At 65.5% G+C, this 26,299-nt stretch carries 26 protein-coding genes; 11 read left to right on the top strand and 15 right to left on the bottom strand.

Annotated elements, in window-relative coordinates:
- Positions 1–105: 105 nt before the first annotated feature.
- Entirely contained in the window at positions 106–507 is a 402-nt protein-coding gene (locus tag RS899_RS10655) for a hypothetical protein (protein ID WP_054911077.1), read from the top strand.
- Between the two features lie 123 nt (positions 508–630).
- Here the strand turns inward: RS899_RS10655 and RS899_RS10650 are convergent, their stop codons facing one another.
- A complete protein-coding gene (locus tag RS899_RS10650; RefSeq protein WP_315809868.1) occupies positions 631–1,260 on the bottom strand; it encodes an FMN-binding negative transcriptional regulator in 630 nt (209 codons plus the stop codon).
- Positions 1,261–1,474: 214 nt separating this feature from the next.
- Here RS899_RS10650 and RS899_RS10645 point away from each other — a divergent pair, with 214 nt between their 5' ends.
- From RS899_RS10645 to RS899_RS10635, 3 genes are all read left to right on the top strand, one after another.
- Positions 1,475–2,668 (top strand): GGDEF domain-containing protein, encoded by a 1,194-nt coding sequence (locus RS899_RS10645; RefSeq protein ID WP_054911072.1) that lies wholly within the window; start codon positions 1,475–1,477, stop codon positions 2,666–2,668.
- Between the two features lie 105 nt (positions 2,669–2,773).
- A complete protein-coding gene (locus RS899_RS10640; protein WP_315809867.1) occupies positions 2,774–4,297 on the top strand; it encodes a sensor domain-containing diguanylate cyclase in 1,524 nt (507 codons plus the stop codon).
- Positions 4,294–5,058, top strand: a complete 765-nt coding sequence (locus RS899_RS10635; protein WP_409978058.1) for an SIR2 family NAD-dependent protein deacylase — start codon at positions 4,294–4,296, stop codon at positions 5,056–5,058. Before RS899_RS10640 ends, RS899_RS10635 begins: the two co-directional genes overlap by 4 nt.
- Positions 5,059–5,296: 238 nt before the next feature.
- Here the strand turns inward: RS899_RS10635 and RS899_RS10630 are convergent, their stop codons facing one another.
- From RS899_RS10630 to RS899_RS10615, 4 genes are read right to left on the bottom strand one after another with little or no spacing between them, the layout of a single operon-like run.
- Positions 5,297–6,400 (bottom strand): agmatine deiminase family protein, encoded by a 1,104-nt coding sequence (locus RS899_RS10630; protein WP_315809866.1) that lies wholly within the window; start codon positions 6,398–6,400, stop codon positions 5,297–5,299.
- Positions 6,401–6,410: 10 nt separating this feature from the next.
- Positions 6,411–7,511, bottom strand: coding sequence for an extracellular solute-binding protein (locus RS899_RS10625; RefSeq protein ID WP_315809865.1), 1,101 nt, complete (start codon positions 7,509–7,511; stop codon positions 6,411–6,413).
- Between the two features lie 2 nt (positions 7,512–7,513).
- Positions 7,514–8,416 (bottom strand): N-carbamoylputrescine amidase, encoded by a 903-nt coding sequence (gene aguB, locus RS899_RS10620; RefSeq protein ID WP_315809864.1) that lies wholly within the window; start codon positions 8,414–8,416, stop codon positions 7,514–7,516.
- Positions 8,416–9,471: an agmatine deiminase family protein gene (locus tag RS899_RS10615; protein ID WP_315809863.1), complete on the bottom strand. Its 1,056-nt coding sequence runs from the start codon at positions 9,469–9,471 to the stop codon at positions 8,416–8,418. The genes aguB and RS899_RS10615 overlap by 1 nt, the downstream gene beginning before the upstream one ends.
- Before the next feature lie 133 nt (positions 9,472–9,604).
- On the opposite strand from RS899_RS10615, the gene RS899_RS10610 reads away from it, so the two are divergent.
- Complete coding sequence (locus tag RS899_RS10610) at positions 9,605–10,468, top strand: LysR substrate-binding domain-containing protein (RefSeq protein WP_315809862.1); 864 nt, start codon at positions 9,605–9,607, stop codon at positions 10,466–10,468.
- Positions 10,469–10,737: 269 nt separating this feature from the next.
- On the opposite strand, the gene RS899_RS10605 is transcribed toward RS899_RS10610, so the two are convergent.
- Entirely contained in the window at positions 10,738–11,169 is a 432-nt protein-coding gene (locus RS899_RS10605) for a helix-turn-helix domain-containing protein (RefSeq protein ID WP_315809861.1), read from the bottom strand.
- A 108-nt stretch (positions 11,170–11,277) separates the two neighbouring features.
- Between RS899_RS10605 and RS899_RS10600 the strand changes: the two genes are divergently transcribed.
- Positions 11,278–11,862, top strand: a complete 585-nt coding sequence (locus RS899_RS10600; RefSeq protein ID WP_315809860.1) for a flavodoxin family protein — start codon at positions 11,278–11,280, stop codon at positions 11,860–11,862.
- Complete coding sequence (locus RS899_RS10595) at positions 11,859–12,083, top strand: DUF2798 domain-containing protein (RefSeq protein WP_054911063.1); 225 nt, start codon at positions 11,859–11,861, stop codon at positions 12,081–12,083. Before RS899_RS10600 ends, RS899_RS10595 begins: the two co-directional genes overlap by 4 nt.
- A 255-nt stretch (positions 12,084–12,338) precedes the next feature.
- Here the strand turns inward: RS899_RS10595 and RS899_RS10590 are convergent, their stop codons facing one another.
- Positions 12,339–12,755: a hypothetical protein gene (locus RS899_RS10590; protein ID WP_139093031.1), complete on the bottom strand. Its 417-nt coding sequence runs from the start codon at positions 12,753–12,755 to the stop codon at positions 12,339–12,341.
- Positions 12,756–12,996: 241 nt separating this feature from the next.
- On the opposite strand from RS899_RS10590, the gene RS899_RS10585 reads away from it, so the two are divergent.
- Positions 12,997–14,037, top strand: coding sequence for an alpha/beta fold hydrolase (locus RS899_RS10585; protein WP_409978057.1), 1,041 nt, complete (start codon positions 12,997–12,999; stop codon positions 14,035–14,037).
- A gap of 63 nt (positions 14,038–14,100) precedes the next feature.
- Here the strand turns inward: RS899_RS10585 and RS899_RS10580 are convergent, their stop codons facing one another.
- From RS899_RS10580 to RS899_RS10550, 7 genes are all read right to left on the bottom strand, one after another.
- Positions 14,101–15,351, bottom strand: coding sequence for an OprD family porin (locus tag RS899_RS10580; protein WP_315809859.1), 1,251 nt, complete (start codon positions 15,349–15,351; stop codon positions 14,101–14,103).
- 79 nt (positions 15,352–15,430) lie between these two features.
- Positions 15,431–16,360 (bottom strand): electron transfer flavoprotein subunit alpha/FixB family protein, encoded by a 930-nt coding sequence (locus RS899_RS10575; protein ID WP_315809858.1) that lies wholly within the window; start codon positions 16,358–16,360, stop codon positions 15,431–15,433.
- Positions 16,360–17,109, bottom strand: a complete 750-nt coding sequence (locus tag RS899_RS10570) for an electron transfer flavoprotein subunit beta/FixA family protein (protein WP_026078867.1) — start codon at positions 17,107–17,109, stop codon at positions 16,360–16,362. Before RS899_RS10570 ends, RS899_RS10575 begins: the two co-directional genes overlap by 1 nt.
- A 241-nt stretch (positions 17,110–17,350) precedes the next feature.
- The gene (locus RS899_RS10565; RefSeq protein ID WP_233298377.1) at positions 17,351–18,589 is read right to left on the bottom strand and encodes a CaiB/BaiF CoA transferase family protein; all 1,239 of its coding nucleotides are present in this window, start codon (positions 18,587–18,589) and stop codon (positions 17,351–17,353) included.
- Between the two features lie 20 nt (positions 18,590–18,609).
- Positions 18,610–19,812 (bottom strand): 3-oxoadipyl-CoA thiolase, encoded by a 1,203-nt coding sequence (locus RS899_RS10560; RefSeq protein ID WP_315809857.1) that lies wholly within the window; start codon positions 19,810–19,812, stop codon positions 18,610–18,612.
- Positions 19,813–19,844: 32 nt separating this feature from the next.
- Positions 19,845–21,386, bottom strand: coding sequence for a 3-hydroxyacyl-CoA dehydrogenase (locus RS899_RS10555; protein WP_315809856.1), 1,542 nt, complete (start codon positions 21,384–21,386; stop codon positions 19,845–19,847).
- Positions 21,383–22,159: an enoyl-CoA hydratase gene (locus tag RS899_RS10550; protein WP_315809855.1), complete on the bottom strand. Its 777-nt coding sequence runs from the start codon at positions 22,157–22,159 to the stop codon at positions 21,383–21,385. The genes RS899_RS10555 and RS899_RS10550 overlap by 4 nt, the downstream gene beginning before the upstream one ends.
- A gap of 243 nt (positions 22,160–22,402) precedes the next feature.
- Between RS899_RS10550 and RS899_RS10545 the strand changes: the two genes are divergently transcribed.
- The 3 genes from RS899_RS10545 (at position 22,403) to RS899_RS10535 (ending at position 25,878) form a co-directional block, all read left to right on the top strand.
- Positions 22,403–23,269: an IclR family transcriptional regulator gene (locus RS899_RS10545; RefSeq protein ID WP_064979828.1), complete on the top strand. Its 867-nt coding sequence runs from the start codon at positions 22,403–22,405 to the stop codon at positions 23,267–23,269.
- 59 nt (positions 23,270–23,328) lie between these two features.
- Positions 23,329–24,483, top strand: a complete 1,155-nt coding sequence (locus tag RS899_RS10540) for an acyl-CoA dehydrogenase family protein (RefSeq protein WP_054909218.1) — start codon at positions 23,329–23,331, stop codon at positions 24,481–24,483.
- 117 nt (positions 24,484–24,600) lie between these two features.
- Positions 24,601–25,878: an MFS transporter gene (locus RS899_RS10535; protein WP_023102387.1), complete on the top strand. Its 1,278-nt coding sequence runs from the start codon at positions 24,601–24,603 to the stop codon at positions 25,876–25,878.
- Between the two features lie 165 nt (positions 25,879–26,043).
- Here the strand turns inward: RS899_RS10535 and RS899_RS10530 are convergent, their stop codons facing one another.
- Positions 26,044–26,253, bottom strand: coding sequence for a cold-shock protein (locus tag RS899_RS10530; protein ID WP_017518411.1), 210 nt, complete (start codon positions 26,251–26,253; stop codon positions 26,044–26,046).
- Positions 26,254–26,299: the final 46 nt, after the last annotated feature.

Raw genomic sequence — 26,299 nt, 5'->3', positions numbered from 1 at the left:
CTTGCTCGCGAACAAGCTCCGCCGCGAGAGCAGGGTTCGCGAGCAAGCTCGCTCCTACAGTTACCCCCCTGCGCAATTCTCCGATCCCCCGCTATGATCGGGAGCATGCCCACCACTCCCCCACTCCGCCAGCAATGCCCACCCGGTGCCTGTGACTGCGACCGGGAACGGCTGCTGGCTGATCCCGGCGCCGACCTGCGCATTCTCCTGCTGACCCGGCATGAAGAGCAGCGCCTGCTGGAGCGCCTGGAAAATCTCAAGGACCTGGCCGACCTGGAGCGTCTGCAACAGAAGCTCTACGAGCAGCTCGGCATCCGCCTGCACATTGCCCCTGGCTTCAATGAAGTGCGCACCATGCGCGGCATCGAATTCGGTTTCGAGACCCAGCCCGGCCTCTGCCGCAAGACTCGCCAGGCCATCCCCGCCGCGATTCGCCGGGGCCTGGAGAAGAACCCGGAAATCGCCTGGCGCCTGCTGGATTCGCACGACCTGCTCGGCGGGTTCTGACCCGCGCCAACGTTCGGGGCCTTCCTGCAGGAGCGAGCCTGCTCGCGAACGGATTCCCCGGCAGTTGCGCTGCGAGGGCGGTTCGCGAGCAAGCTCGCTCCTGCAACCGGCCTGGAATCCTGGTTATCGCTTCACGTCCTTCGAGCTGACCATGGCCCCGGCCAGCGCGGTGTTTCCGCGCTGGCCGAGCGCTTCAGCCGCCCCCAGCCGATCCCGGTCTTCCTTGTTCTGGCTGAGCTTGGACTTGCCGACGATCTCGCTGATTTCCACTTCGATGCCGACGATGTTGGCCAGCATGCCGCTGATGAACTCCGGCGTGGAGTCGCTCATCTTCCAAGGCTTCGCTTCGCTGGCCTCGTGGGTGCGGGTCAGGCGGCCGACCACACCGCGCACGAAGCGCTCCTCGTCCATCACTTTCAGGCGACCGCGCACGTGCACCACCTGGTAGTTCCAGGTCGGCACCTGGCGGTGCGCCTCGTGCTTGCTCGGGTACCAGTTGGGCGACACATAGGCGTGCTCGCCACGGAAGATCACCAGCACGTCCTCGCCGTCGGACTCCTGCCACACCGGGTTGTTGCGCGCGACGTGGGCGCGCAGCAGCGGCCGCTCGGCGGAGAGCTCCAATTCGAATGGCAGGTGATTGGCATCCAGCACGCCGTCATGGCCGGTGACCAGGATGCCCAGGGGATACTCGCGGATCAGCCGGTGCAACTCGTCCGCCCGGGTTTCCTCGAAATGCGCAGGTACGTACATGAAAGACCTCGACTGCAGGTGGTGACGGTCATCATGCCGCCGTATTGGCACCCTATAAAGATCCATTGCAGGCCCTGGCAACAGAGCCAATCCTCGGCGAGCGAAGATTTGGTACACCCTATGCATCGCCCTGCTGGACGGCAATGACGCCGCCCCCTACTCTAGCCCTTAGCCAGCATTCGCCCTGGATGGCAGACACAGGCTCCCACTCTCGATGACCGCACCCGAGTTTCCCGCCGTTCCTCCCCGGCAGTCCCAGGGGAGAATTCCGCCGCGCCTGCAGGATGCCTACAAGGCATACGTGATCCAGCATTACCGGCGCTTCCTGCTGGCGATCAACTTCATCGCCATGGCCGCCTACGATTCCTACGTGCTGGCCGACGCGCTGCTGATCCCGGACATGGCCAAGGAGTCCCTGCTCCTGCGCAGCGGTCTGAGCCTGATCGGCCTGCTCAACATCTTCCTGGTGTTCCGCTTCAGCCGCAGCGTGCTGGTGATGGACATGCTGATGCCGTTGCACGACATCGTCTCGACCATCGCCTGGTTCGAGCTGCTCAAGCGCAGCGCCTCGCCGGACGTGCCCTTCTTCCTCTATGCCTCGGTGGTGTTCATCCTGCTGGGCAACCTGGGCGTGCGTTATTCGTTCAAAGGCATCGCACTGGTCTCGGCGATCATCTCGGCGATCATTCTCTACAACGTCTGGCTGATTCATGATGGCGCGGTCAAGCCGCTGCTGATCTTCACCCTGGTCTACCTGCCCATCGCCCTGTTCAGCCTGTTCATCAGCTGGACCAACATCAAGGGCGTGCGCCAGGCCTTTCTCGCCGACCTCGAGGAGCGCCGCCAGCGCGCGGAACTGGCGTCGCTCAACCTGCGCCTGCAGGAACTGGCCACCACCGATGGCCTCACCGGCGTGGGCAACCGCCGGGCCCTGGACCTGCAGCTCAACGAAAGCTGGCACGGCATGCGCGCCCACGGCCGGCCCTTCGCCCTGCTGATGGCGGACATCGACTACTTCAAGCCGTACAACGACCATTACGGGCACCAGGCCGGCGACCGCTGCCTGTGCCAAGTGGCCGAGAACCTGGTCGGCACCCTGCGCGGCGGGCGGGCCAACGTCTATCGTTATGGCGGTGAGGAATTCGCCATCCTGCTGGAGGCGACCAACGCCGAAGACCTGCGCTGCGTCGCTGAACGACTGCGCGAGCAGGTGGCGAGCCAGGGCATCGAGCACCTGCACCGGCCTGACAGCCTGCGCCAGCTGACCATCAGCCTCGGCGCAGCAATGGCCAACGAGGGCGGCCTGCATGAACCGCGCGAGTTGCTCGCCCGCTGCGACCGCCACCTGTACATCGCCAAGCAGAAAGGTCGCAACCGTGTGCAACTCAGCGGCATGCCAGGCGTCTGACCACCATAGCCAACCCGGCACGTGCTGCCGGCGTCTCCCTGGACCCGCCGGGCGATGCCCGCCCTGCGTGACGACCGCCACAGGGAACGTCCCAACGAGGCCAGTGTGAAACGCGACATCCGCCTTGCCATCCTCCTGCTGTCGATCATCAGCCTGACCGTCGCCATCGCAACGATCTGGGAGCTGTGGTCGGCCCGCGAGCGCACACTGGCGGAAACCACCACGCACAACCTCAACCTCACCCAGGCGCTGGACACCTACGTCGAGGGCATCGTCACGCAGAGCTCCATGCTGCTGCTCGGAATCGCCGAACGCCTGGAGCACGAAGGCCTCGCTGCTCCGCAGCTGCAACGTCTCAATGAACTGGTACAACGGCAGCAGCACCTGCTCGTGCAGCTCAATGGCGTCGGCATCTACGACGCCCACGGCAACTGGCTGATGACCTCTACCGGCCCCTTCCCGCCCGGCTCCAACAGCGCCGACCGCGCGTACTTCATCCACCATCGCGACAACCCTTCACTGGACGCCTACATCGACGGACCGATCCACAGTCGCTCCACCGGCGTCTGGGTGATCACCGTCAGCCGCCGCTACAACGACGCCCAGGGCAACTTTGCCGGGGTGATAGTGGCGGCGCTCGGCGTGCAGGACTTCCTGCGCCTGTTCGGCAAGATCGATATCGGCAAGACCGGCGCCATCGGCGTTGCCACCAGCAGCGGCCAGGTGCTGGTGCGCTATCCCTTCCGCGAGAGCGACATGGGCCGCGTGCTCTCGCGCTCGCCGATCTTCACCCAGTACCTGGAGGAAGCCACGGTCGGCAGCGCGACCTTCGCCTCCTCGCTGGACGGCATAGAGCGCATCTACGCCTTCCGCAAGAACGAACGCTATCCGCTGGTGACCTCGGTCGCCCTGGGCAAGGACGAAGCCCTGGCCGCCTGGCGCGCCGACGCCCTGCGCACGGTCGCCATCGCCTTCGGCCTGCTGATGGTCATCGTGGTGATCGGCAGCCTGCTGATCCTCGCCATCCAGCGCCGCATCGGCACTGAACGCCTGCTGCGCGACGCCCGCGAGGACCTGATCAAGGCCAACCGCCAACTGGAGGTCCTCGCCTCCCGCGATCCCCTCACCGGCCTGGAGAACCGCCGTAGCTTCGACGACCACCTGATCGCCGAGCTGCGCCGCGCACACCGCGAGCGCACGCCGCTGGGGCTGCTGTTGATCGACGTCGACCACTTCAAGCGCTTCAACGATACCTACGGTCACCCCGCCGGCGATGACTGCCTGCGCCGCATCGGCCGCATCCTCGCCGACAGCGTGCGCCGCCCCGGCGACCTCGCCGCACGCTACGGCGGCGAGGAACTGGCGGTGATCCTGCCCAATACGGCAGCGGACGGTGCCCTTGCCGTCGCCGAACAGTTCATGAAGCGCCTGCAGCAGGCCAATCTCACTCACGCGGGCAGTCCGCTGGGCCGCATCACCGCGAGCATCGGCATTGCCACCCTGCCCGGCGGCAGCGACAACTCCGCCGCCACGCTCATCGAGGCCGCCGACCGCGCGCTGTACCGCGCCAAGGCGGCCGGCCGCAATCGCCTGGAAAATGCCCCCACGCTGCCGGGAACCGCACCGTGATATTCGAACCCGCCCTGCTCGACGCCCTGCGCAAAGCCCACCACGTGGTGGTATTCACCGGTGCTGGTGTTTCCGCCGAGAGTGGTGTCCCCACCTTCCGCGACCGCCTCGGCGGGCTGTGGGAGCGTTTCGACGCCGCATCCCTGGCCACCGCCCAGGCCTTCCGTGCCGACCCGCCGCTGGTCTGGGGCTGGTATGAATGGCGACGCAGTGTCGTCCATCGCGCGCAGCCCAATCCCGCTCACCTGGCCATCGCAGCGCTGGCGGGCAAGGTGCCGAAGCTCACGCTGATCACCCAGAACGTCGACGATCTCCACGAACGCGCCGGCAGCCAGGACGTCACCCACCTGCACGGCCAACTGGAACGCCCGCGCTGTTTCGACTGCCAGCGCGAACCCGACGCAGCGCTGCCGGTTCCGGATGAGCCTGAGGCAGGGCGCCGCGTACCGCCGCCGGCCTGCGCCCATTGCGGCGGCCCGCTGCGCCCCGGCGTGGTGTGGTTCGGCGAAGGCCTGCCGATGAATGCCCTCAACCACGCCTTCCAGGCCGCCGAAGACTGCGACCTGCTGATCTCCGTGGGCACCTCCGGCGTGGTCTACCCGGCGGCCGAAGTCCCGCAGATCGCCTGGCGCGCCGGGGCCACTGTCCTGCACATCAACCCCGCACCGGGCCCGCTGCATGGCGAACGCGACTTCGCCCTCGCCAGCGCGGCTGGCACGGCCCTGCCAGCTTTGCTGATCGAGGCTTTCGCCGAGCGCTGATCGCGCAACGACTCTCGACCCATCCTACGAAGCTCACCCCACCGTAGGGCGAATAACCCGGAACGGGGTATCCGCCGAAAACGAATTCACCGGCCCCCGTGGCACATCCAGCGATAACGGACTTGTAGGAACGAGGGGGACGCCCAGTTCTTGCTTGCGAACCAGTCTGGCATCCATGCCGCCGTGGGCTGTTCGCGAGCAAGCTCGCTCCTACAAGGAGCCCGCCTGTGTAACCGCTCTACACCGCCGGCATCTGCAACGTCACGCAGTGGGTGCCACCACCACCGGCGGCGATCGGGTCGATGTTCAACTGCACGATCTCGCGGTCCGGGTACAGCTCGCTGAGCAAGGCATGGCAATGCTCATCCGCCGCCGCATCGCCAAACTTCGGCGCAATTACCCCGCCGTTCACCGGCAGGTAGTTGATGTAACCGGCCGCGAAATCCGGGTTGTCGCGGTTGTAGGCGCTGGGCTTGGGCTTCATCGGCGGCGGCAGCGTGTGCAGTTTCAGCGCGCGGCCATCGGCATCCGTAGCGGTCTTGAGTATCTCCAGGTGGCGACGGGTGACAGCGTGGTCATAGGACTGCGGATCGTTGTCCAGGTTGACCACGACCACGCCCGGCTCGACGAAGCGCGCGTAGAAGTCCACGTGCGCATCGGTGATGTCCTTGCCACGGATGCCCGGCAGCCAGATCACCTTGCGCAGCCCCAGCATGCGCTTGAGCTCGGCCTCGACGCGAGGGCGCGACCAGCCAGGATTGCGGTTGTCGTTGACCCAGCAGCTTTCGGTGAAGATCGCCGTGCCGTGGCCATCCACCTCGATGCCGCCGCCCTCCCCGCACAGCTCGCTGACGATGGCCTTGGCCTCCAGGTCCTCGGCCAGTGCCGCCGACACTCCACGATCGCGCTCGGCGTGCTGCTTGCCGCCCCAGCCGTTGAAGTTGAAGTCGGCCAGCGCCAGGCCGCCCGACGTGCCGTCGACAAGGAAGCAACCGCCGTAGTCGCGCACCCAGATGTCATCCACCGGCACCGGCAGGAAGTCGACATTCTGCCCGCCGCACGCACGCTTGGCCTCGGCCTGTTGTTCAGGCCGGCACAGCACCGTCACCGGCTGGAACTCGGCAATGGCGCGGGCCAGCCGCGCCACGGTGGCGTTGACGTCCGGGGCGAGGTCTTCCCAGACGTCGGCGCTCGCCGCGTAAGCGACGAACACCCGTTCCTGTTTGCGGTGCTCGTCGGGCATGGTCCACTTGCCCGAAGCCAGGGCGACGCGCCCCAACCCCAGGCCGAGCCCGGCGGCCAGCGTGATGCCGGTGCCGAGCAGGTTCCTGCGTGTCATCATCCTCGCCTCCTCAACCGCCGGTGCCGGTCTTGAAACTGGTCCAGGTACGCATCCGCGCGCGCATGTCGCGCTGGGGGATGTCCTTGCCGGGGAACAGCCGCGCGTAGGCCTTCTCATTAAGATAGATGTCCGGGTTGTCGCGCATGCTCGCCTCGACCATCGGCCGCGCCTTGGCGTTGGAGGTCGGGTAGCCGGTGGCGTTGCTGATCGCGGCCATCACTTCCGGGCGCATCAGGTAGTTGATCAGCGCATAGGCGTATTCCGGGTGCGGCGCGTCGACGGGAATGGCCATGGTGTCCATCCACACCGAGGTGCCTTCGCGCGGGACGCGGTACTCGAAGCGCTCGGGCTTCTTCGCCTCGTCGGCCGCCCGTTGCGACTGGGTGACGTCGCCGCTGTAACCGAGTGACAGGCACAGGTCGCCATTAACCAGCTGGGTGACCGGCTGTGACTGGAACTTGCGGATGTACGGGCGGATGCCGTTGAGCAGCGCCAAAGCATCCGCCAGGTCCTGCGGCTTGCCGCTGCGCGGGTCGCGGCCGAGGTAGTTGAGAACCACGGCCAGCACTTCGTCCGGCGAGTCGATCATGGAGATGCCGCAATCGGCGAAACGCTTGGCGACTTCCGGCTTGAACAGCATGTCCAGGCTGTTCACCGGTGCGCCGGGCATGCGCTGTTCGATCTTCGCCTGGTTGTAGGTCACGCCGATGCTGCCCCAGGTGTAGGGCACCACCGCGTGGCGCGAGTACGGGTACTTGGTCTGCAGCGTCTGCAGGCCCGGCTCGATATCGGCCAGCTGCGTCAGCTTGCTGTCATCGAGCTTCTGCAGGGCGCCGGCGCGCATCAACCGCTCGGCCACGGTGTCGCCGGGGAAGACCAGGTCGTAGCCGCTGTGCCCGGCCATCATCTTGGCTTCCAGCGTCTCGCTGCTGTCCATCACGTCGTAGATGACGCGGATGCCGGTTTCCTTGGTGAAATTCGCCAGCGTGTCGGGGGCGAAGTAGTCCGCCCAGTTGAACAGGCGCAGGACCTTTTCCTCCTCCGCCACGGCCGGTTGCAGGAGGCACGCCAGGGACAACCCCAACGCGCCGATCAGCAGGTGCTTGTTCATGGTCAGACTCCTTGCCAGCGTGGGTGCAGGTGGCGGCCATCGAGGCCGAGCAGCGGGCCGTACATTTCCGGGCGGCGGTCGCGGTACACGCCCCAGGTCAGGCGCTCTTCGCGGGCCAGGTCCAGGTCCAGCTCCTGCACCAGTACGGCGGCCTCGTTGCGCCCGGCTTCGGCCAGCAGCGCGCCTTTGTGGTCAGTGATGAACGACGAGCCGTAGAAGCGCATGCGCAGCGCATCATCGCTGGGCGCCACTTCCTCGCCGATACGATTGGCGGCCAGCACCGGCAGCAGGTTGGCGGCGGCGTGGCCGCGCTGGGCGGTCTGCCAGTGATCGCGAGAATCCAGTTGTTCCGCGCCCGGCTCGGAGCCGATGGCGGTGGGGAACAGCAGCAGCTCCGCGCCCTGCAGTGCCAGGCAACGGGCTGTCTCGGGGAACCACTGGTCCCAGCAGATGCCCACGCCAATGCGCCCAACGGCGGTGTCCCAGACGCGGAAACCGGTATCGCCGGGGCTGAAATACTCCTTCTCCTGGTAGCCGATGGCGTTGGGGATGTGCGTCTTGCGGTACACGCCAAGCAGGCCGCCGTCTGCATCGGCCACCGTCAGCGAGTTGAAGTAGGCGTTGCCCGCGCGCTCGAACCAGCTGATCGGCAGCACCACGTTCAGCTCCGCCGCCAGGCTGGCGAAGCGCTGCAGCAGCGGGCTGTCGTCGTAGGGCTGGGCCAGTGCGAGGTGGGCGTGGTCCTGCTCGATGCAGAAGTATGGGGTGGCGAACAGCTCGGGCAGGAGGATCAGCCTTGCCCCGGCCGCCGCTGCCGAGCGCACGTGGCGCTCGGCTTCGGCAAGGTTACGCGGCAGGTCCCAGCTGCAGGAGAACTGCAGCACGGCGACGGTCAGCTTGCTCATCACAGGCCTCCCAGCGGCCAGGCCGGCTGCTGCTGGGTAATGCAGTGCACGCCGCCGCCGCCGTGGGCCAGGTTGTTGATGCGCACCGGCACCACTTCACGACCGGGGAACGCGCGGGCCAGCACGGCAGCGGCTTCGTCGTCGGCAGCGATGCCATAGGCCGGCATGATCACCGCGCCGTTGGCCAGGTAGAAGTTGGTGTAGGAAGCACAGAACACTTCCGCTTCCGGGTCCACCGCCGCGCTGGCTTCGAACAGTTCGATCAGCTCGAAGGAGCGGCCCTTGGCGTCAGTGGCCAGCTCCAGCGCGCGACGGTTCTCGCGGGCGACTTCGGCGTAGGTGCTGGAAGCGTCGTGGGTTGCATCCACCAGCAGCACGCCAGGGCGGGCGAAGGCGCACACACCGTCGACGTGGCCGTCGGTCATGTCGCCGGTAACGTACTGCGGGTCGCCCGGCAGCCAGATGGTCTTGGTCACGCCCAGCAGGTGGGAGAAGATTTCCTCCATCTCACGCTTGCTCACGCCGGGGTTGCGATTGGGGTTGAGCAGCACCGACTCGGTGGTGATCAGCGTGCCCTCGCCGTCCACATGAATCGCCCCGCCCTCGTTGGCCAGTGGCGTGCCGAAGCAGTCCAGGCCGAGGTGGTTGAGGATGCGGCGGCCCAGGCCTTCGTCCAGGGTGTGCTCGGACTTGCCGCCCCAGGCGTTGAAGCGCCAGCTCACACCGGCCACGCCGTGTTGCGGATGGCAGACGAAGGTCGGCCCGGAGTCGCGGCACCAGCTGTCGTCGATGGGCAGCGGCACCAGCTCGACGTTCGGCCCGCAGAGTTCGGCGGCGCGGGCGACGGCGGACGGGTCCACTACCAGCTTCACCGGCTCGAAGCGGGCAATGGCATTGGCGACGCGAGCAAAGTCTTCCTGCACCTGCTCCAGCGTCACGCGCCAGCCACCCTCCCAGAGCGGTCGGTTGTGCGGGAAAGCCATCCAGGTCGCCGCGTGGTTGACCCATTCGGCAGGCATGCGCCAGCCGTTCTGCCTATCGTCGTTGCGATGCATATTCAAACCTTTGGTAAGGAATTTTTATCGGAAGAAAAGGATTAAGCGGCGCCTGACGACCATGCTAGGCCTGTAAAAACGCGACAACAAACGATAGATTTTGCGCAAATCTGATTAGGCGAACTTATCGATCATGCTCAAGCACTGGCCCCCCCTGAATGCCCTGCGCGGCTTTGAAGCCGCCGCGCGCCTGGGCAGCTTCCACAAGGCCGCCGAGGAGCTGCACCTCACCCAGTCGGCCATCAGCCAGCAGATCCGCAGCCTGGAAAGCTTCGTCGAGCAGCCGCTGTTCTACCGCTCCGGGCGCAAGGTGGCGCTGACCGACGCCGGCGCCGACCTGCTCAGCACCACGCAATCCATGCTGCAGCAACTGGCGGTGGGCATCCGCCGCCTGGACCAGTACCGCAAGCCCAACCAACTGGTGGTCAACACCACCCCGGCCTTCGCCCGCCACTGGCTGGTACCGCGCCTGGGCGACTTCCACGCGCGCCACCCGCAGATCGACCTGTGGCTGCTGACCACCGACGAAACCCCGGACATGGCCTCCCAGACCATCGACATCGCCGTGCGCGACGACCTCACCGCCCAGGCCGAATGCCGCTTCCGCGTGCTGCTGGAGGATCGTCTCTACCCGGCCTGTCATCCATCCGTACTGGCACAGGCGGAGCCGTCGCGCACCACCCTGCACGGTGAGCGGGAGATGGACTGGGCGCACTGGCAGGTGCAGGGCGGCGCGGATGTCGGCCAGCGCAGCGAGGGGTTGAACTTCTCCGATCCCGGATTGCTGCTGGATGCGGCGAGCCAGGGCCTGGGCATCGCGCTGGTGAGCCAGTTGCTGGCGGGGGATGCGCGGCAGAATGGCTTGCTGGCCCCACTCAGCGAAAAGACCGTGCGCGGGCCGAACTGGTCGCTGCTGGTGCATCAGCAGAGCGAGCGGAATGCGCAGGCGCAGGGGTTCTGCGAGTGGCTGGAAGCGGCGCTGGGGCTCCCCCTGTAGGAGCGAGCGTGCTCGCGAACCGCCCAAGGTGGATGTAACCGGGCGACATTGTTCGCGAGCAAGCTCGCTCCTACAGAAAGCCCCTCTCTCGGAGGGAGTTGCACCGTACAGTCCCCTCTCCCTCTGGAGCGGGGCGCGCAGCCAGGGTCAGGGTGAGGGCGAGCCCCGCGCAGGACTTCACCTCCGTAGGGCGCATAACGCCTATGGCGTTATCCGCCATCCGGCGGATAACCCGTTCCGGGTTAGTCGCCCTCCGAAAGCGCAACGGGTCAAACCTTCCCCTTACTCAACCGTCCCCGCTCCTTCTTCCCCTCCAGCGCACTCTTCGCCGCCGCCTTCACCAGGCGCTGGAAGGTCGGGCACTCGGCGTGGCTGGGCGCCGGACAGGCTGCCGCGTGGCGCAATCCCCGGCTCATCGCCTGCAGGCGCCCGATCGTGGCATCCAGCTCGTCCGCCTTGGCCGCCAGCATCGCCCGGTCGATATGGGGCCCACCGTCAGCTGCAAACATCGAGCGGATATCGTCCAGGCTGAAACCCGCTGTCTGCCCCAGGGTGATCAACGCCAGCTGGTCGAGAATCTGCGGGGCGAACTGGCGGCGCGCACCGGGCTTCGCCAGGGAGACGATCAACCCCTTCTCCTCGTAGAAACGCAGGGTAGATGCCGGCACGCCGGAGCGTTTCGCCACATCGGCGATGTCCATGGATCACCTCTTGACTTCAAGTTCACTTGAACTTGTAGGGTCACGCCAAAGCCCCTCCCGGTCAACCCAGGATGTGGCTTTCACCTTGCGTGCACCCACGGAGAAGCCATGAAAACCATTGCCATCGTCTACCACAGCGCCAGCGGCCGCACCGAGCGCATCGCCCAGACCATCGCCAGCGGAGCGAGCCTTGTCTCCCGCTGCGACGTGCAGCTAATCAGGGCCCAGGAGCTGATCGGGCGCCCGGACGCCCTCCTCGCCTACCACGGCCTGATCTTTGGCTCCCCCACCTATCTGGGCGGCGTCTCGACACCGCTGAAAACCCTGATGGACGCCACCGGACCGTTGTGGCGCCAACAGAAGCTGCGCAGCCGCCTCGCCGCCGGGTTCACCGTCTCGGCGCTGCCGGCGGGCGACAAGCAGTCCACGCTGATCTCGCTGTTCACCTTCTGCATGCAGCACGGGATGCTCTGGGCCGGCAACCCGATCCTGCCCGAGCAGCACCTGGGCGTACCGTTCGAGGAGGCCGCCAACCGCCTGGGCTCCTGGTCCGGCCTGATGGCCCAGGCCGACAAGACTGCAGCGGACTTCTGCCCCGGCGACCTGAAGACCGCACGGCTGTTCGGCCAGCACTTTGCCGAAACCCTCAGCCGCCTTCACCAGCCACAGTTCGACCAGGAGGCCCACGCATGATCCCGCGCCGCTACGCTCCGCTGCTGTTCGCGTTGATTCTGTCCGGGGTGATGAGCCTGCTGGTCTCCGGCCTTGCCACCGGGCGCGCCATCGGCCTCGCACCAGGCTTCGCCCATCTCTGGCTCGGCGCCTGGCTCACTAGTTGGGGCATCGCCTTCCCGCTGGTGCTGGTCATTGCCCCGCTGACGCGCCGTCTCATCGAGAGACTGGTACGCGAGTAGGAGCGGACTCCGACCGCGATTGACGTCAGACTCCGCGAAATATCAGAGAGCCTAGAACGTAGGATGGCGTGGAGCGCAGCGATACCCATCGCATCTGGCTGCGCAACAGCATGGGTATCGCTGCGCTCTACCCATCCTACCTAGGCAACCATGCCCACCCTGCTCGCACGAGCGGGCTCCATCGGCGAACACCTGCAGAAGCGGGCCATGCCCGCGATTCGCGCGCATGGCGCGCTCCTACACCGAGGTCAGCGGTTACTGCCGAATCCCGTCAGTGAACCGGCAGAAGCCGTCACGCACTGCGCCTTCGGTGGTGTACATGCCGCCCAGGGTGACGAAGACATAGCTTACCTTGGAGCCGGAGCCCGCCTTTTCCACCACGATGTTCAACGGTGCGTTCCGGCTGCTCAGGATCACGCCCTGGTAGGCGGAGATGGTGCCGCTCTTCTCGTCGGCGGTCTGGATGGTGAAGCCCTCCTTCACCAGGGTCTTCTGCGCCCGGTCGAAGACCTTGGCGTAAGGCATGTCCAACTGCACATTGGAGGTGAAGGTCTTGCCGGCGATGAAGCCGCCTTCGGTGTTGAAGTTGTCTTCGCACTGGTTGCCGGTCTTCTGGTGCGCGCAGCCCTGCAACAGGGCGGCGGCGAGCAGAATCATCGTGATTCGTCGCATTATCGTTCCTTGATCTGGTGGGGCCGCCATCCTTGCGGGTCTACAGCGGCGAAGGGGTTTTATAAGCCGAGGGCCGGCGCCCTGACCAGACTTTTCCTTGCCCGGTGAGAGGTTCGACACGGGAAAAATCGCCAATAACCCCCTCAAGCACGCACTTTCGCGCCATTCGTCCCGGAATTTTCCCAGCAGGGGACTCATGCTCGCCTACGCTTTGTCCGGCCCACCCCAACAAGGAAAAGACATGTCGGAGCACTTCGATAGCAGTCGCCGCGACCTGATGCGCCTGGCAGCGGTAGCACTCGCCGCCACCCAATTGCCAGCCGTCGCCCTGGCTGCCAGCGAGAAGAGCAAGGCCACCGCGTCGCTGAAGGCCGGTACACACACCACCTTCAAGGCGCTCAAGCAGATCGTTGCCGGCCAGTTCAATGTCGGCTATGCCGAAGATGGCCCGGCGGATGGCCCGGTGGTGATCCTGCTGCATGGCTGGCCGTATGACATCTACAGCTTCGTCGACGTAGCGCCGGCGCTGGCCGCACAAGGCTTCCGGGTGATCGTTCCGTGGCTGCGCGGCTATGGCAGCACGCATTTCCTCTCCGAGCAGACGATGCGCAACGGCCAACCCGCCGCGGTAGCCAGCGACATCATCGCGCTGATGGATGCGCTGAAGATCGACAAGGCCGTGCTCGCCGGCTTCGACTGGGGCGCGCGCACCGCCGATATCATTGCCGCCCTCTGGCCCGAACGCTGCAAGGCGCTGGTAGCAGTCAGCGGCTACCTGATCGGCAACCAGGCCGCCGGCCAGCAACCGCTGCCGCCGGAAGCCGAGTTCCTCTGGTGGTACCAGTTCTACTTCGCCACCGAGCGCGGCGCCGCCGGCTACGCGAAGAACACCCGCGACTTCACCCGGCTGATCTGGAAGCAGGCCTCACCCAAGTGGGACTTCGATGAAGCCACCTTCGAGCGCAGCGCCAAGGCGTTCGAAAACCCCGACCACGTCGCCGTCACTCTCCACAATTACCGCTGGCGGCAGAACCTGGCGGCAGGCGAAGCGCAGTATGACGAGCTCGAACAGAAGCTCGCCAAGGCCCCGCCGATCAGCGTGCCGACCGTCACCCTGGAAGGCGACGCCAACGGCGCGTTCCATCCGCCACCCAAGGCCTACGCGGCGAAGTTCACCGGCCACTACGAGCATCGCACGCTCACCGGAGGCATCGGCCACAACCTGCCGCAGGAAGCACCGGAGGCATTCGCCAAGGCCGTCGTCGACGTCAGCAAGTGGTAAGGCCCAGATCGAACGCATAAAAAAGCCCCGCCTGAGCGGGGCTTTTCGGTGCTGCCTGGCGCGTTACCAGATCGGCAAGGTGTAGCTGACGATGAAGCGGGTCTCGTCCATGTCATTGCCGAAGCTGCTGCGGAAGGTGCTGTTGCGCAGCTTGAAACCGACGTTCTTCAGCGGGCCGCTCTGTACGAGATAGCCGACGTCGGTGTCGCGTTCCCACTCCTTGCCGTTGCCCTGGCCGTTGAGCAGGTCGATGTTGTCGCCGCGCAGGTAGCGAGTCATCAGGCTCAGGCCGGGCAGCCCGTAGGAGGCGAAGTTGAAGTCGTAGCGCAGCTGCCAGGAGCGTTCGTCCTTGTTGGCGAAGTCGCCGATCTGCACATAGTTGACCAGGTACGGATCGGTGCCCGACAGGTAGGCGAAGCCGGTGTCGCCGGACATGCGCTGCAGGCCCAGGCCGAACGCCTGGTTGCCCAGCTTGTAGGTGAACATGGCGTTGAGCGCGCGGTTGTCGACGTTGCTGCCGCCATCGTCGGTGGAACGTGCCCAGCGGATGTCGGACTTCAGCGATTGGCCTTCGGCAATCGGCAGCGTGTGCACGAGGCTCACGTAATGCTGACGATAGAGGTCTTCGAGGTTGGCATAGTGGTAGCTGGTGCTCAGTTGGCTGTTCCAGCGATAGGTGCCGCCGGCGATGTTGAAGCGGTCGCTGGTCAGGTGGCTGCCGGCGACGATGTTGCGCTTGTTGCCGCGGGTCATCGACAGGTCTTCGTTGTTGGACGAATCGCGCTGCTTCACCTCGCGCAGCTGGCCGAGTTGCAGGTCGAGGTCGTCGAGTTCCTTCGACTCCACCAGCGCGCCCTGGAAGGTCTGCGGCAGCAGGCGGGTGTCGTTGTACTGCACGACTGGCAGCTTGGGCAGCAAGGTGCCGACCTTCAGCGTACTTTTGGAGGCGCGCAGCTTGGCGGTGAGGCCGAGGTCGCTGTAGTCGTCGGCGGCGCGCTTGTTACTGGCCGAGTACGGCAGCAGACCGGAGCCGGAACGGTCCGGGCTGGAATCCAGTTTCAGGCCCAGCAGGCCGAGGGCATCGACGCCCACGCCGACGGTGCCCTCGGTGTAGCCCGACTCGTAGCGCAGCAGGAAGCCCTGGGCCCACTCTTCGGATTTGGACTGCACGGCACCGCTCTGGCGGTAATCGCGGTTGAAGTAGAAGTTGCGTGCTTCGATGCTGGCCTTGCTGTCGGCGAGGAAATCCGCATGGGCGAACGAGGGCAGCAGCGCCAGTCCGGAGACCAGCACAGGGGTACGACGATTTTTCATTGTTCTTGTTTCTTTCTACTGGGGTGTTGGCAAAACGCCGGGCCGATGACAGCTGGCCCGGCCAGGGGAATGAGCAGGATCAGAGGGTCTTTTCCAGCTCCGGTACGGCTTCGAACAGGTCGGCGACCAGGCCGTAGTCGGCGACCTGGAAGATCGGCGCCTCTTCGTCCTTGTTGATCGCAACGATCACTTTCGAATCCTTCATGCCCGCCAGGTGCTGGATGGCGCCGGAGATACCAACGGCCACGTACAGCTGCGGAGCAACGATCTTGCCGGTCTGGCCGACCTGCATGTCGTTCGGCACGAAGCCGGCGTCGACCGCGGCGCGGGAAGCACCGACGGCAGCGCCCAGCTTGTCGGCCAGGGAATAAAGGATGCTGAAGTTGTCGCCATTGCCCATGCCGCGGCCGCCGGATACGACGATCTTGGCAGCGGTCAGTTCCGGACGGTCGGACTTGGCCAGCTCTTCGCCGACAAAGGCGGACTTGCCGGCATCGGCCGGGCCGGAAACAGCTTCAACAGCGGCAGAGCCACCTTCGGCAGCAACGGCGTCGAAGCCGGTGCCACGCACGGTGATCACTTTCACGGCAGCCGAGGACTGCACGGTAGCGATGGCGTTACCGGCATAGATCGGGCGCTTGAAGGTGTCGGCGCTGACGACTTCGATGATCTCGGAGATCTGGTCGACGTCCAGCAGGGCGGCAACGCGCGGCAGGAAGTTCTTGCCGTTGGTGGTGGCGGCGGCCAGCACGTGGCTGTAGCCCTTGCCCAGCTCAGCGATCAGCGGAGCAACGTTCTCCGGCAGTTGGTGAGCGTAGGCAGCGTTGTCGGCGACCAGCACCTTGGCAACACCAGCGATCTTGGCAGCGGCTTCAGCCACGCCACCGACGTTCTGGCCAGCGACCAGGACGGCGATGTCGCCACCAATCTTCTGCGCCGCAGCGACAGTGTTCAGAGTGGCGGCGCCCAGTGCGCCGTTGTTGTGCTCAGCGATTACCAGGATAGCCATCAGATTACTTTCGCCTCGTTCTTCAGTTTCTCGACCAGTTCAGCAACGGACTTGACCTTGATGCCAGCGCTACGGGCAGCCGGAGCTTCGACTTTCACGGTCTTCACGGTGGAAGCGGTGGAAACGCCCAGGGCGTCCGGGGTCACCACGTCCAGCGGCTTCTTCTTCGCCTTCATGATGTTGGGCAGCGACGCGTAGCGCGGCTCGTTCAGGCGCAGGTCGGTGGTGACGATTGCCGGCAGGTTCAGGGCAACGGTCTGCAGGCCGCCGTCGATTTCACGGGTGACGTTGACCTTGTCGCCAGCAACTTCGACCTTGGAGGCGAAGGTGCCTTGCGCGTAGCCGGTCAGCGCAGCCAGCATCTGGCCGGTCTGGTTGTTGTCGCTGTCGATGGCCTGCTTGCCGAGGATGACCAGCTGCGGCTGCTCTTTGTCGACCAGGGCTTTCAGCGACTTGGCGATGGCCAGGGAGCTCAGCTCTTCGTTGGTTTCAACGAGGATGGCGCGATCAGCACCCAGAGCCAGCGCGGTACGCAGTTGCTCCTGGGCAGCGGTCGGGCCGACGGAGACCGCAACGATCTCGGTGACGACGCCTTTCTCTTTCAGGCGTACGGCCTCTTCCACGGCGATTTCGCAGAAGGGGTTCATGGACATCTTGACGTTGGCCAGATCGACGCCGGAGTTATCCGCCTTGACGCGAACCTTGACGTTGTAATCGACCACGCGTTTTACCGCGACCAGTACTTTCATCAGTTGTTTCCTTGGCTAACGCCGGTTTGCATCGGCGCTGCGGTTGGGGGTGGTTCGCGAGCAAGCTCGCTCCTACAGGTCCAGCCTTGTGCCGGTGCGCTCTTCGTAGGAGCGAGCTTGCTCGCGAACGGATTCAGTTACGTAGGGCGCATAACCGCTTGCGGTTATCCGCCGTCATTCGGTGCAGCGGCGGATAACGCTGACGCGTTATGCGCCCTACTCTCTGGCGACCATCAGGGCGTCAGGCCTCACCGAGCTGCTCGATCACACCCTCGGCCTTCAACTGCGCCAGGCGTGCGTCATCGATTCCCAGACGGCGCTTGAGCACCTCGTCGGTGTGCTCGCCGAGCATGGGCGCCGGGCGCTGGTATTCCACCGGCGTCTCGGACAATTTCAGCGGGCTGCCGACCATGCGGAACGCCGCGTTCTGCGCGTGGGGAATCTCCACCAGCATGTCGCGGGCGATCACCTGCGGCTCATCCAGTGCGCGACCGATATCGTTGATCACACCGACCGGCACCTTCATCGCATGGATGCGCTTCACCCAGTTGTCGGCGGTGTCGCCCTGGAAGTGCTCGGCCAGCTTGCCGACGATGATGTCGCGGTTGCGCACGCGGTCGGCATTGCGGGTGAAGCGCGGGTCCTTGGGCAGTTCCGGCAGGCCGATCGCATCGCACAGCGAGACGAACTGGCTGTCGTTGCCGCAGGCGATGATGAAGTCCATGTCCTTCGCGCTGAATACCTGGTACGGCACGATGTTGACGTGGGCATTGCCCTGGCGGCCCGGCGAGCGTCCGGTGGCGAGGTAGTTCTGGCTCTGGTTGCCGAGCATGGCGACCTGCACGTCGAGCAGCGCCATGTCGCAGTGCTGGCCGCGGCCGGTCTTCTCCCGCGCCAGCAGCGCGGCCTGGATGGCGACCACCGAGTAGAGGCCGGTCATCACGTCCGACACGGCGACACCGACTTTCTGCGGGCCGGCGCCGGGCACGCCGTCCTTCTCGCCGGTGATGCTCATCAATCCGCCCATGCCCTGGATGATGAAGTCGTAGCCGGGCTCCTCGGCGCGCGGGCCAGTCTGGCCGAAGCCGGTGATGGAGCAGTAGACCAGGCGCGGATTCACTTTCGACAGGCTCTCGTAGTCCAGCCCGTACTTGGCCAGCGAACCGGCCTTGTAGTTCTCGATCAGCACGTCGCACTCGCAGGCCAGGGCGCGCACCAGCGCCTGCCCTTCTTCGGTGGCCAGGTTCAGCGCCACCGACAGCTTGTTGCGGTTGGTGGACTGGTAGTACGCCGCCTCGGAGCTGTCCGAGCCATCGGCGGCTTTCATGTAGGGCGGGCCCCAGCCGCGGGTGTCGTCACCCACGCCGGGCCGTTCGATCTTGATCACTTCCGCGCCCAGGTCGGCCAGCACCTGGCCGCACCAGGGGCCGGCCAGCACGCGGCTGAGGTCGAGTACGCGGTATCCGCTCAAAGCACCCATCTTCAACTCCTCACAGGCGCTCAGGCGCGCTCGATAACCATGGCGAGCCCCTGGCCCACGCCGATGCAAAGACTGATCACCGCATAGCGTTGACCGCTGCGCTGCAGTTGTCGCGCCACGCTCAGCGCCAGCCGCGCGCCGGAAGCGCCCAGCGGGTGACCGACGGCGATGGCGCCGCCATTGGGGTTGACCCGCGCATCGTCGAAATCGACACCCAGACCATGCAGGCAACCGAGCACCTGGGAAGCGAAAGCCTCGTTGATCTCGATGATGTCCATGTCGGCCAGGGTCAGGTTGGCGCGGGCCAGCGCCTTGTTGATCGCCTCGACCGGGCCGACACCCATGATCCGCGGCTCGACGCCGACTGCCGCCGCCGAAAGAATCCGCGCCAGCGGCTTGAGGTCGTGGCGTTCGCCCGCCGCTGCCGAGCCGATCAGCAATGCGGCGGCGCCGTCGTTGACGCCGGAAGCGTTGCCCGCGGTGACCACCCCGCCTTCGGACAGCGGCTTGAGGCGCGCCAACGCGGACTCATCGGAAGACGGACGCGGATGCTCGTCCTGCTCGACCACATTCGGCGGCGTCTTGCGCCCGGTCGGCACGCTGACCGGGAGGATTTCCCCGGCGAAGAAACCGGCCTGGCGGGCGGCTTCAAAGTTGGCCTGGGAACGGGCAGCGAAGCGGTCGGCCTGCTCGCGGCTGATGCCAAATTCGCGGGCTACGTTGTCGCCAGTCTCCGGCATGCTGTCGTTGCCGAACCCAGCAACGATCTTCGGGTTGGGAAAGCGCGCACCGATGGTGCTGTCGAATACTGTCAGGTCACGGCTGTACGCCGCCTCGGCCTTGGCCATGACGAAGGGCGCGCGGGACATGCTTTCCACGCCGCCAGCGACGAACAGCTCGCCTTCACCACAGGTCACGGCGCGCGCTGCATCGATTACCGCCGCCAGACCACTGGCGCACAGGCGGTTCACCGTCTGGCCCGGCACGGTCACCGGCAGGCCGGCGAGCAGTGCGGCATGGCGGGCGATGTTGCGGCTGTCTTCACCGGCCTGGTTGGTGTTGCCGAGGATCACGTCCTCGATGGCTTCGCCCGGCACCTTGGTGCTGGCCAGCAGCTCGCGGATCACCTGGGCGATCAGGTCGTCCGGGCGCACCGGCGCCAGGGCACCGCCGTGGCGACCGAAGGGCGTGCGCAGGCCGGCGTAAATATAAGCATTGAGCATCGGTATCTCCTTGAATCGGTAGGCGCCGGGCTTCAGCCCAGCGCAGGCTCGGCGTGGCGCAGCGACAGGCCCAGCGCGGCGCGGCGGCGTAGCCACGGGCCGGGGCGGTAGCGGGCATCGCCGGTCAGGTCGGTCATGCGTTCGAGAATGGTCAGCAGACGCGCCGGGCCGACGCTGTCGCCCCAGGCCAGCGGGCCTTGCGGGTAGCCCAGGCCACGGCGCACGCCTTCGTCGAGGTCGTCGACGCTGGCGATGCGCTGCTGGACGATGTCGCCGGCCAGGTTGACGATCAGCGCCAGTACGCGCTGGGCGACGAAGCCGACGCTGTCATTGATGACCGTGACGCCTATTCCGTCAGCCGCCAGCAGTGCATGGGCGGCATCGCGCATGGCCGGGGAAGTCGCCGGGTTCAGCATCAGGCAGCGGTGGCGCTGCAGGTCCAGCAGCAGGTCGATGCAGACGGTGCGTGCCGGGTCGGTGCCGAAGTTCTGGCAGGCCGTGGTTGCGTCCACACCATAGGGTGCGAGCAGGCACAGCGCCTCGCTGCTGGGTTGGGTGCCCTGCTCCAGGTTCGCGCCGAGTTTCTTCAGCAGTTCGCCGAGCAACTCGCGGTCCTGGTCGTTCTCCGCACCGATCCACACCGGCGGCAGAGCGGCCACGCTCGGTACCGGTTGCGGCGCCGGCGGGTCGATCATCTTGCCGTCTGCGTAGCGATAGAAGCCGCGGCCGACCTTGCGACCGACGAAGCCGGCCTCGAGCATCTGCCGGGTCAGCGCCGCCGGGCGATAACGCGGTTCCTGGTAGAACTGGTTGTAGATGGACTCGATCACCGGGTGGGAAACGTCCAGCGCGGTGAGGTCGAACAGCTCCAGCGGCCCCATGCGGAAGCCCAGGCCATCGCGCAGGATGCGGTCGATATCTGCCGGTTCGGCGATGGCTTCCTTGAGCATCTGCAGGGCTTCGGTGCTGTAGGCACGGCCGGCGTGGTTGATGATGAAGCCGGGGGTATCCTTGGCGCGGATGCCGCGATGGCCCATGCGCGCGGCCAGCGCTACCAACCTGTCGCCGACCAGCGGGTCGCTGGCCAGGCCGTCGATTATCTCGACCACCTTCATCAGCGGCACCGGGTTGAAGAAGTGGAAGCCCGCTACCCGCTCCGGATGCTGGCAGCCACGGGCGATGCTGGTGACCGACAGCGACGAGGTGTTGGTGGCGAGGATGCAGTCGGCGCTGACCACGGCTTCCAGATCGGCCAGCAGCGCCTGCTTGGCATCGAGACGCTCGATGATCGCCTCGACCACCAGATCAGAATCGGCCAGCTCGCCCAGGGAATCGGCAACCAGCAAACGAGCCAGGGTGGCGTCGGCCTCGGCAGGAGTGATCTTGCCCTTCTCCGCCAGCTTGGCGAGGGTGCGACCGAGGCTTTCACGCGCGGTTTGGGCCGCACCGTCACGGGCATCGAAGAGTTTCACCTGGATGCCGGCCTGGGCGGCGATCTGGGCGATACCGCTGCCCATGACACCCGTACCGACGATGGCCATGCGTTCAATACCGAAAGAAAGGGTCATGCTCATTCCCCCAGGAAACTGGCTTTGCGTTTTTCGAGGAAGGCGGCGGCGCCCTCTTTCTGGTCTTTCGAGTCGAACAGCAACTGGAAGGCCTTGCGCTCGAGCGTCAATGCGCTGTCCAGCGGCAGGTCGGCACCGGCGAGCATCACTTCCTTGATCTGCGCCACGGCCAGCGGCGGCAGCGCGGCGATCTCAGCGGCCAGCTCCAGCGCGCGGGGCAGCGTGCGCGAGTCTTCCACCACTTCACTGAGCATGCCGATGGCCAGGGCTTCGGGCGCCCTGACCAGGCAGCCGGTCAGGGCGATGCGCATTGCCTGGAACTTGCCCACGGCGCGGATCAGCCGCTGGGTGCCACCGGCGCCGGGCATCAGGCCGAGTTTCACTTCCGGCTGACCAAAGCGTGCCGACTCGCCGGCGACGATGATGTCGCAGTGCATTGCGAGCTCGCAGCCGCCGCCCAGGGCAAAACCGTTCACCGCAGCGATCACCGGCTTGGGGCAACGGGAAATCGCTTCCCACAGCAGTTCGGTGTGGCGACGGTACATCTCGATGGGGCTGGCCTGGGCGAATTCACGGATGTCAGCGCCGGCGACGAAGCACTCCTCTCCGCCGGTCAGCACCACCGCGCGAACCTCAGGGTTATCGCTCAGGGCGCGGAAGTGCTCGGCCAGTTGCTGGCGCACCGCAGCATTGAGGGCGTTTTTGGCTTCCGGGCGGTCGATGCGGACAACCGCCACACCGTTGGCCTGGATATCGAAATGAACCACGCTGGTACTCATGAAAGCTGTGACCTCACTTTTGTTTCGTCTGACGAAACGACATTCCGTATTTCGATTTAATCATAGTGATCCTGGATCGGCGCTGTAAACGGTGATGAGCCAAATAGCCTTGGAAGCCCCTTAAAACCTGAGCCCGATATATTTTTAGCGGCACGCCTGTACTAACCAGTTCAGACCCATTACAATTTCGTCTGACGAAACTGAATTTTATTTTATTGATTTTCCGTGAATAGGGGTTCTACCATGCGCCGCAACAAGACGGAGATGGACTCGGCTGCGCCGACGAAAAACGAAGGTGAAATCGGCCTGCTGGAACGCGGCCTGTACGACCCGGCCACGGCACTGAGCGAAGAGGAAAACAGCGGCCAGTTCGTCACGGCGCTGGCTCGCGGCCTGGAGATCCTGCGTTGCTTCACGCCACGGGAAAACGTGCTGAGCAACCAGGACCTGGCCCGCAAGACCGACCTGCCCAAGCCGACGGTGACGCGCCTGACCAACACCCTGATGCGCCTGGGTTGCCTCAAGCGCGAAGTGCATTCGGGCAAGTACCAGCTGGATGTCGGCGTGCTGGGTTTCGGCTACGCGATGCTGTCGAACCTGTCGATCCGCGCGGTGGCCCATCCGCTGATGGAGGAACTGGCCAACCACGCCCAGGCGGCGGTGGCCATGGCCGCCCGCGACCGCCTGCAGATGGTCTACCTGGATGTGGTCCAGGGACAGGGAAACATGACGATGCGCCGGCAGATCGGCAGTTACCTGCCGCTGGCGGTGAGTTCGGTAGGCCGCGCGTGCCTCGCGGCGATGCCGGAAAACGAACGGGAATTCCTGCTCGACCACGTTCGCGAACGCGAACCGGACAACTGGCCGGCCATCCGCAAGGGTCTGGACCGCGCCTTCAGGGACTACACCGACTACGGCTACTGCCTGTCGATCGGTGAATGGCACCGCGACGTCAACTCCGTCGCCGTGCCCTTGGTACACCCGCAGTACGGCCTGCTGGCCTTCAACTGCGGCGGACCGAGCTTCCAGCTGACCCGCGAGAAGCTCGAGGACGACATCGGGCCCCGCCTGATCAACATGGTCAACAACATAGGTGCCGCCGCTCGCTGAATCTCGGGTGACGGTGCCTCGCCAGACCGGCCCGCTCGCGGGCCTTGTGAGGAGTGCACATGATCCGAGACCCAGAAACGCTGCAGATACTTCTGGACTCCATCCACCAGTTCGTCGGCGAAGTGCTGATCCCGCGGGAAAACGAGGTTGCCGAAACCGACGCGATCCCGCAGGACATCATCCAGCAGATGCGCGAGATGGGCCTGTTCGGCCTGACCATCCCCGAAGAGTTCGGCGGCCTGGGCGTGACCATGGAAGAAGAGGTGAACATCACCTTCGAACTCGGCCGCACCTCCCCCGCCTTCCGCTCCTACATCGGCACCAACAACGGCATCGGCTCCATCGGCATCCTGATCGACGGCACGCCGGAACAGAAAGCCGATTACCTGCCCAAGCTCGCCAGCGGCGAACTGCTCAGCGCCTTCTGCCTGACCGAGCCGGACTCGGGCTCCGACGCCGCCTCGCTGAAGACCACCGCCGTGCGCGATGGCGACTTCTACGTGCTCAACGGCACCAAGCGCTTCATCACCAACGCCCCGCACGCCGGCATCTATACCGTGATGGCCCGCACCAACCCGGCGATCAAGGGTTCCGGCGGCATCAGCGCATTCATCGTCGAACGCGGCACACCGGGCATTTCCCTCGGCAAGCCGGACCACAAGATGGGCCAGAAAGGCGCGCACACCAGCGACGTGATCTTCGACAACGTGCGCATCCCGGCCAGCCAACTCATCGGCGGCGTCGAGGGCGTCGGCTTCAAGACCGCCATGAAGGTGCTCGACAAGGGCCGCCTGCACATCGCCGCGCTGAGCGTCGGCGCCGCCGAGCGCATGCTCGCCGATGCGTTGCAGTACGCCCTGGAGCGCAAGCAGTTCGGCCAGCCGATTGCCGAGTTCCAGCTGATCCAGGCGATGCTCGCCGACAGCAAGGCCGAGATCTACGCCGCCCGCTGCATGGTGCTGGACGCCGCGCGCAAGCGCGACGAGGGCCGCAACGTCAGCACCGAGGCCTCCTGCGCCAAGATGTTCGCCACCGAGATGTGCGGCCGCGTTGCCGATCGCTGCGTGCAGATCCACGGCGGCGCCGGCTACGTCAGCGAGTACGCCATCGAGCGTTTCTATCGCGACGTCCGCCTGTTCCGGCTCTACGAGGGCACCACGCAGATCCAGCAGGTGATCATCGCCCGCAACATGATCCGCGAAGCCCAGGCCTGACCCCCTCAGGCGGCGCGGGGCCACGCACCCCGCGCCTGCCAACCCCAAAGCACCTGCCACACGCTTACCGAGGACCGGCACGCCGGTCCGCCAACAACTACAACAGGTAATTCGTTCATGGAAAACACTGCTTCCGCTCCGGCGGCAACCGCCGCTACCCAGGACAAGACCTGGGTCCTCGTCTTCGCCTTCTGCTTCATCGGCCTGCTGATCGATGGCGCAGACCTGATGCTGCTCTCCTACAGCCTCACCAGCCTCAAGGCCGAGTTCGGCCTGAGCAACCTCCAGGCCGGCAGCCTGGGTAGCGTCACCCTGGCCGGCATGGCCTTCGGTGGGATCTACGGCGGCTGGGCGTGCGATCGCTTCGGCCGGGTCAAGACGGTGGTCTGGACCATCGTGCTGTTCTCCGTCGGCACCGCTGTTCTTGGTCTGACCCACAACTACTGGCAGTTCGCCGCGGCACGCTTCGTCGCGTCGCTCGGCCTCGGCGCCCTTTACGTGGCCTGCAATACGCTGATGGCCGAGTACGTGCCCACCAAATACCGCACCACCGTGCTAGGCACCCTGCAGGCAGGCTGGTCGGTCGGCTACATCGTCGCCACCCTGCTGGCCGGCTGGATCCTGCCGGACCACGGTTGGCGCTACCTGTTCTATATCGCCATCATCCCGGTGGTACTGGCCATCGCCATGCGCAAGCTGATTCCCGAGCCCGCCGCCTGGGTCCAGGCGCAGGCCGAACGCCAGCAGCGCAAGGCCAACGCTCCTGCCGGAACGGTTGCCGCTCCGCGGCAGAACGCCTTCCGCCAGATCTTCGCCGACCCGAAGGCCAGCCGCATGTTCCTGTTCTGGGCGCTGACCGCCGGCTTCCTGCAGTTCGGCTACTACGGCGTGAACAACTGGATGCCGTCGTACCTGGAAACCGAGATGGGCATGAACTTCAAAGCCATGACCGCCTACCTGGTCGGCACCTATGCCGCGATGATCCTCGGCAAGGTACTGGCCGGCGTCGCCGCCGACTGGTTCGGCCGCCGCACCGTGTTCTCCTTCGGCGCCCTGGGCACCGCGGTGTTCCTGCCGGTGATCGTGCTGTTCCACAGCCCCGAGAACATTCTGTGGATGCTGGTGGTGTTCGGCTTCCTCTACGGCATTCCGTATGGCGTGAACGCGACCTACATGACCGAGAGCTTCGCTGCGGCGTTCCGCGGTACGGCCGTGGGTGGTGCCTACAACATCGGTCGCATCGGCGCGGCCATTGCGCCGGCGGTGATCGGTTTCCTCGCCACGCAGATGTCCATCGGCGTGGGCTTCCTGGTGATGGGTGCCGCGTACTTCATCTGCGGGGTGATCCCCGCCCTGCTGATCCGCGACAAGCAGTTCGACCCGCAACAGGAATGATCGGGAGCCAGTGAGCCTGCTTCGGCTGGCTCACCCCTTCAATACAAAAACGCCCGGTGCACTGCACCGGGCGTTTTTTATTTGCGCTGTCGAATGGGGCGGAGCAAATCGAACAAGCAAAAAAAAGCCCCGCCTAAGCGGGGCTTTCTTCGTCAGCGATGTCGATTAGACAGCGCGAACTTGTTCAGCTTGCGGGCCTTTCTGGCCGGCAGTCACAACGAAGCTGACCTTCTGGCCTTCGTCGAGGGACTTGTAGCCGTTGCCTTCGATCTGACGGAAGTGAACGAATACGTCCGGGCCGCTTTCCGGGGTGATGAAGCCGAAGCCCTTCTCAGCGTTGAACCACTTGACGATGCCGTTTTGACGATCGGACATGATGTTGTCTCCTAAAAATATGCTAAAGGCCGGCCGAAAGCCGACC

The organism is Pseudomonas sp. C9-3 (assembly GCF_032392015.1).
Taxonomy (GTDB): Bacteria; Pseudomonadota; Gammaproteobacteria; order Pseudomonadales; family Pseudomonadaceae; genus Pseudomonas; species Pseudomonas nitroreducens.
Note: the sequence above shows the minus strand (reverse complement) of the source record. Positions and strands in the feature narration are given on the sequence as shown.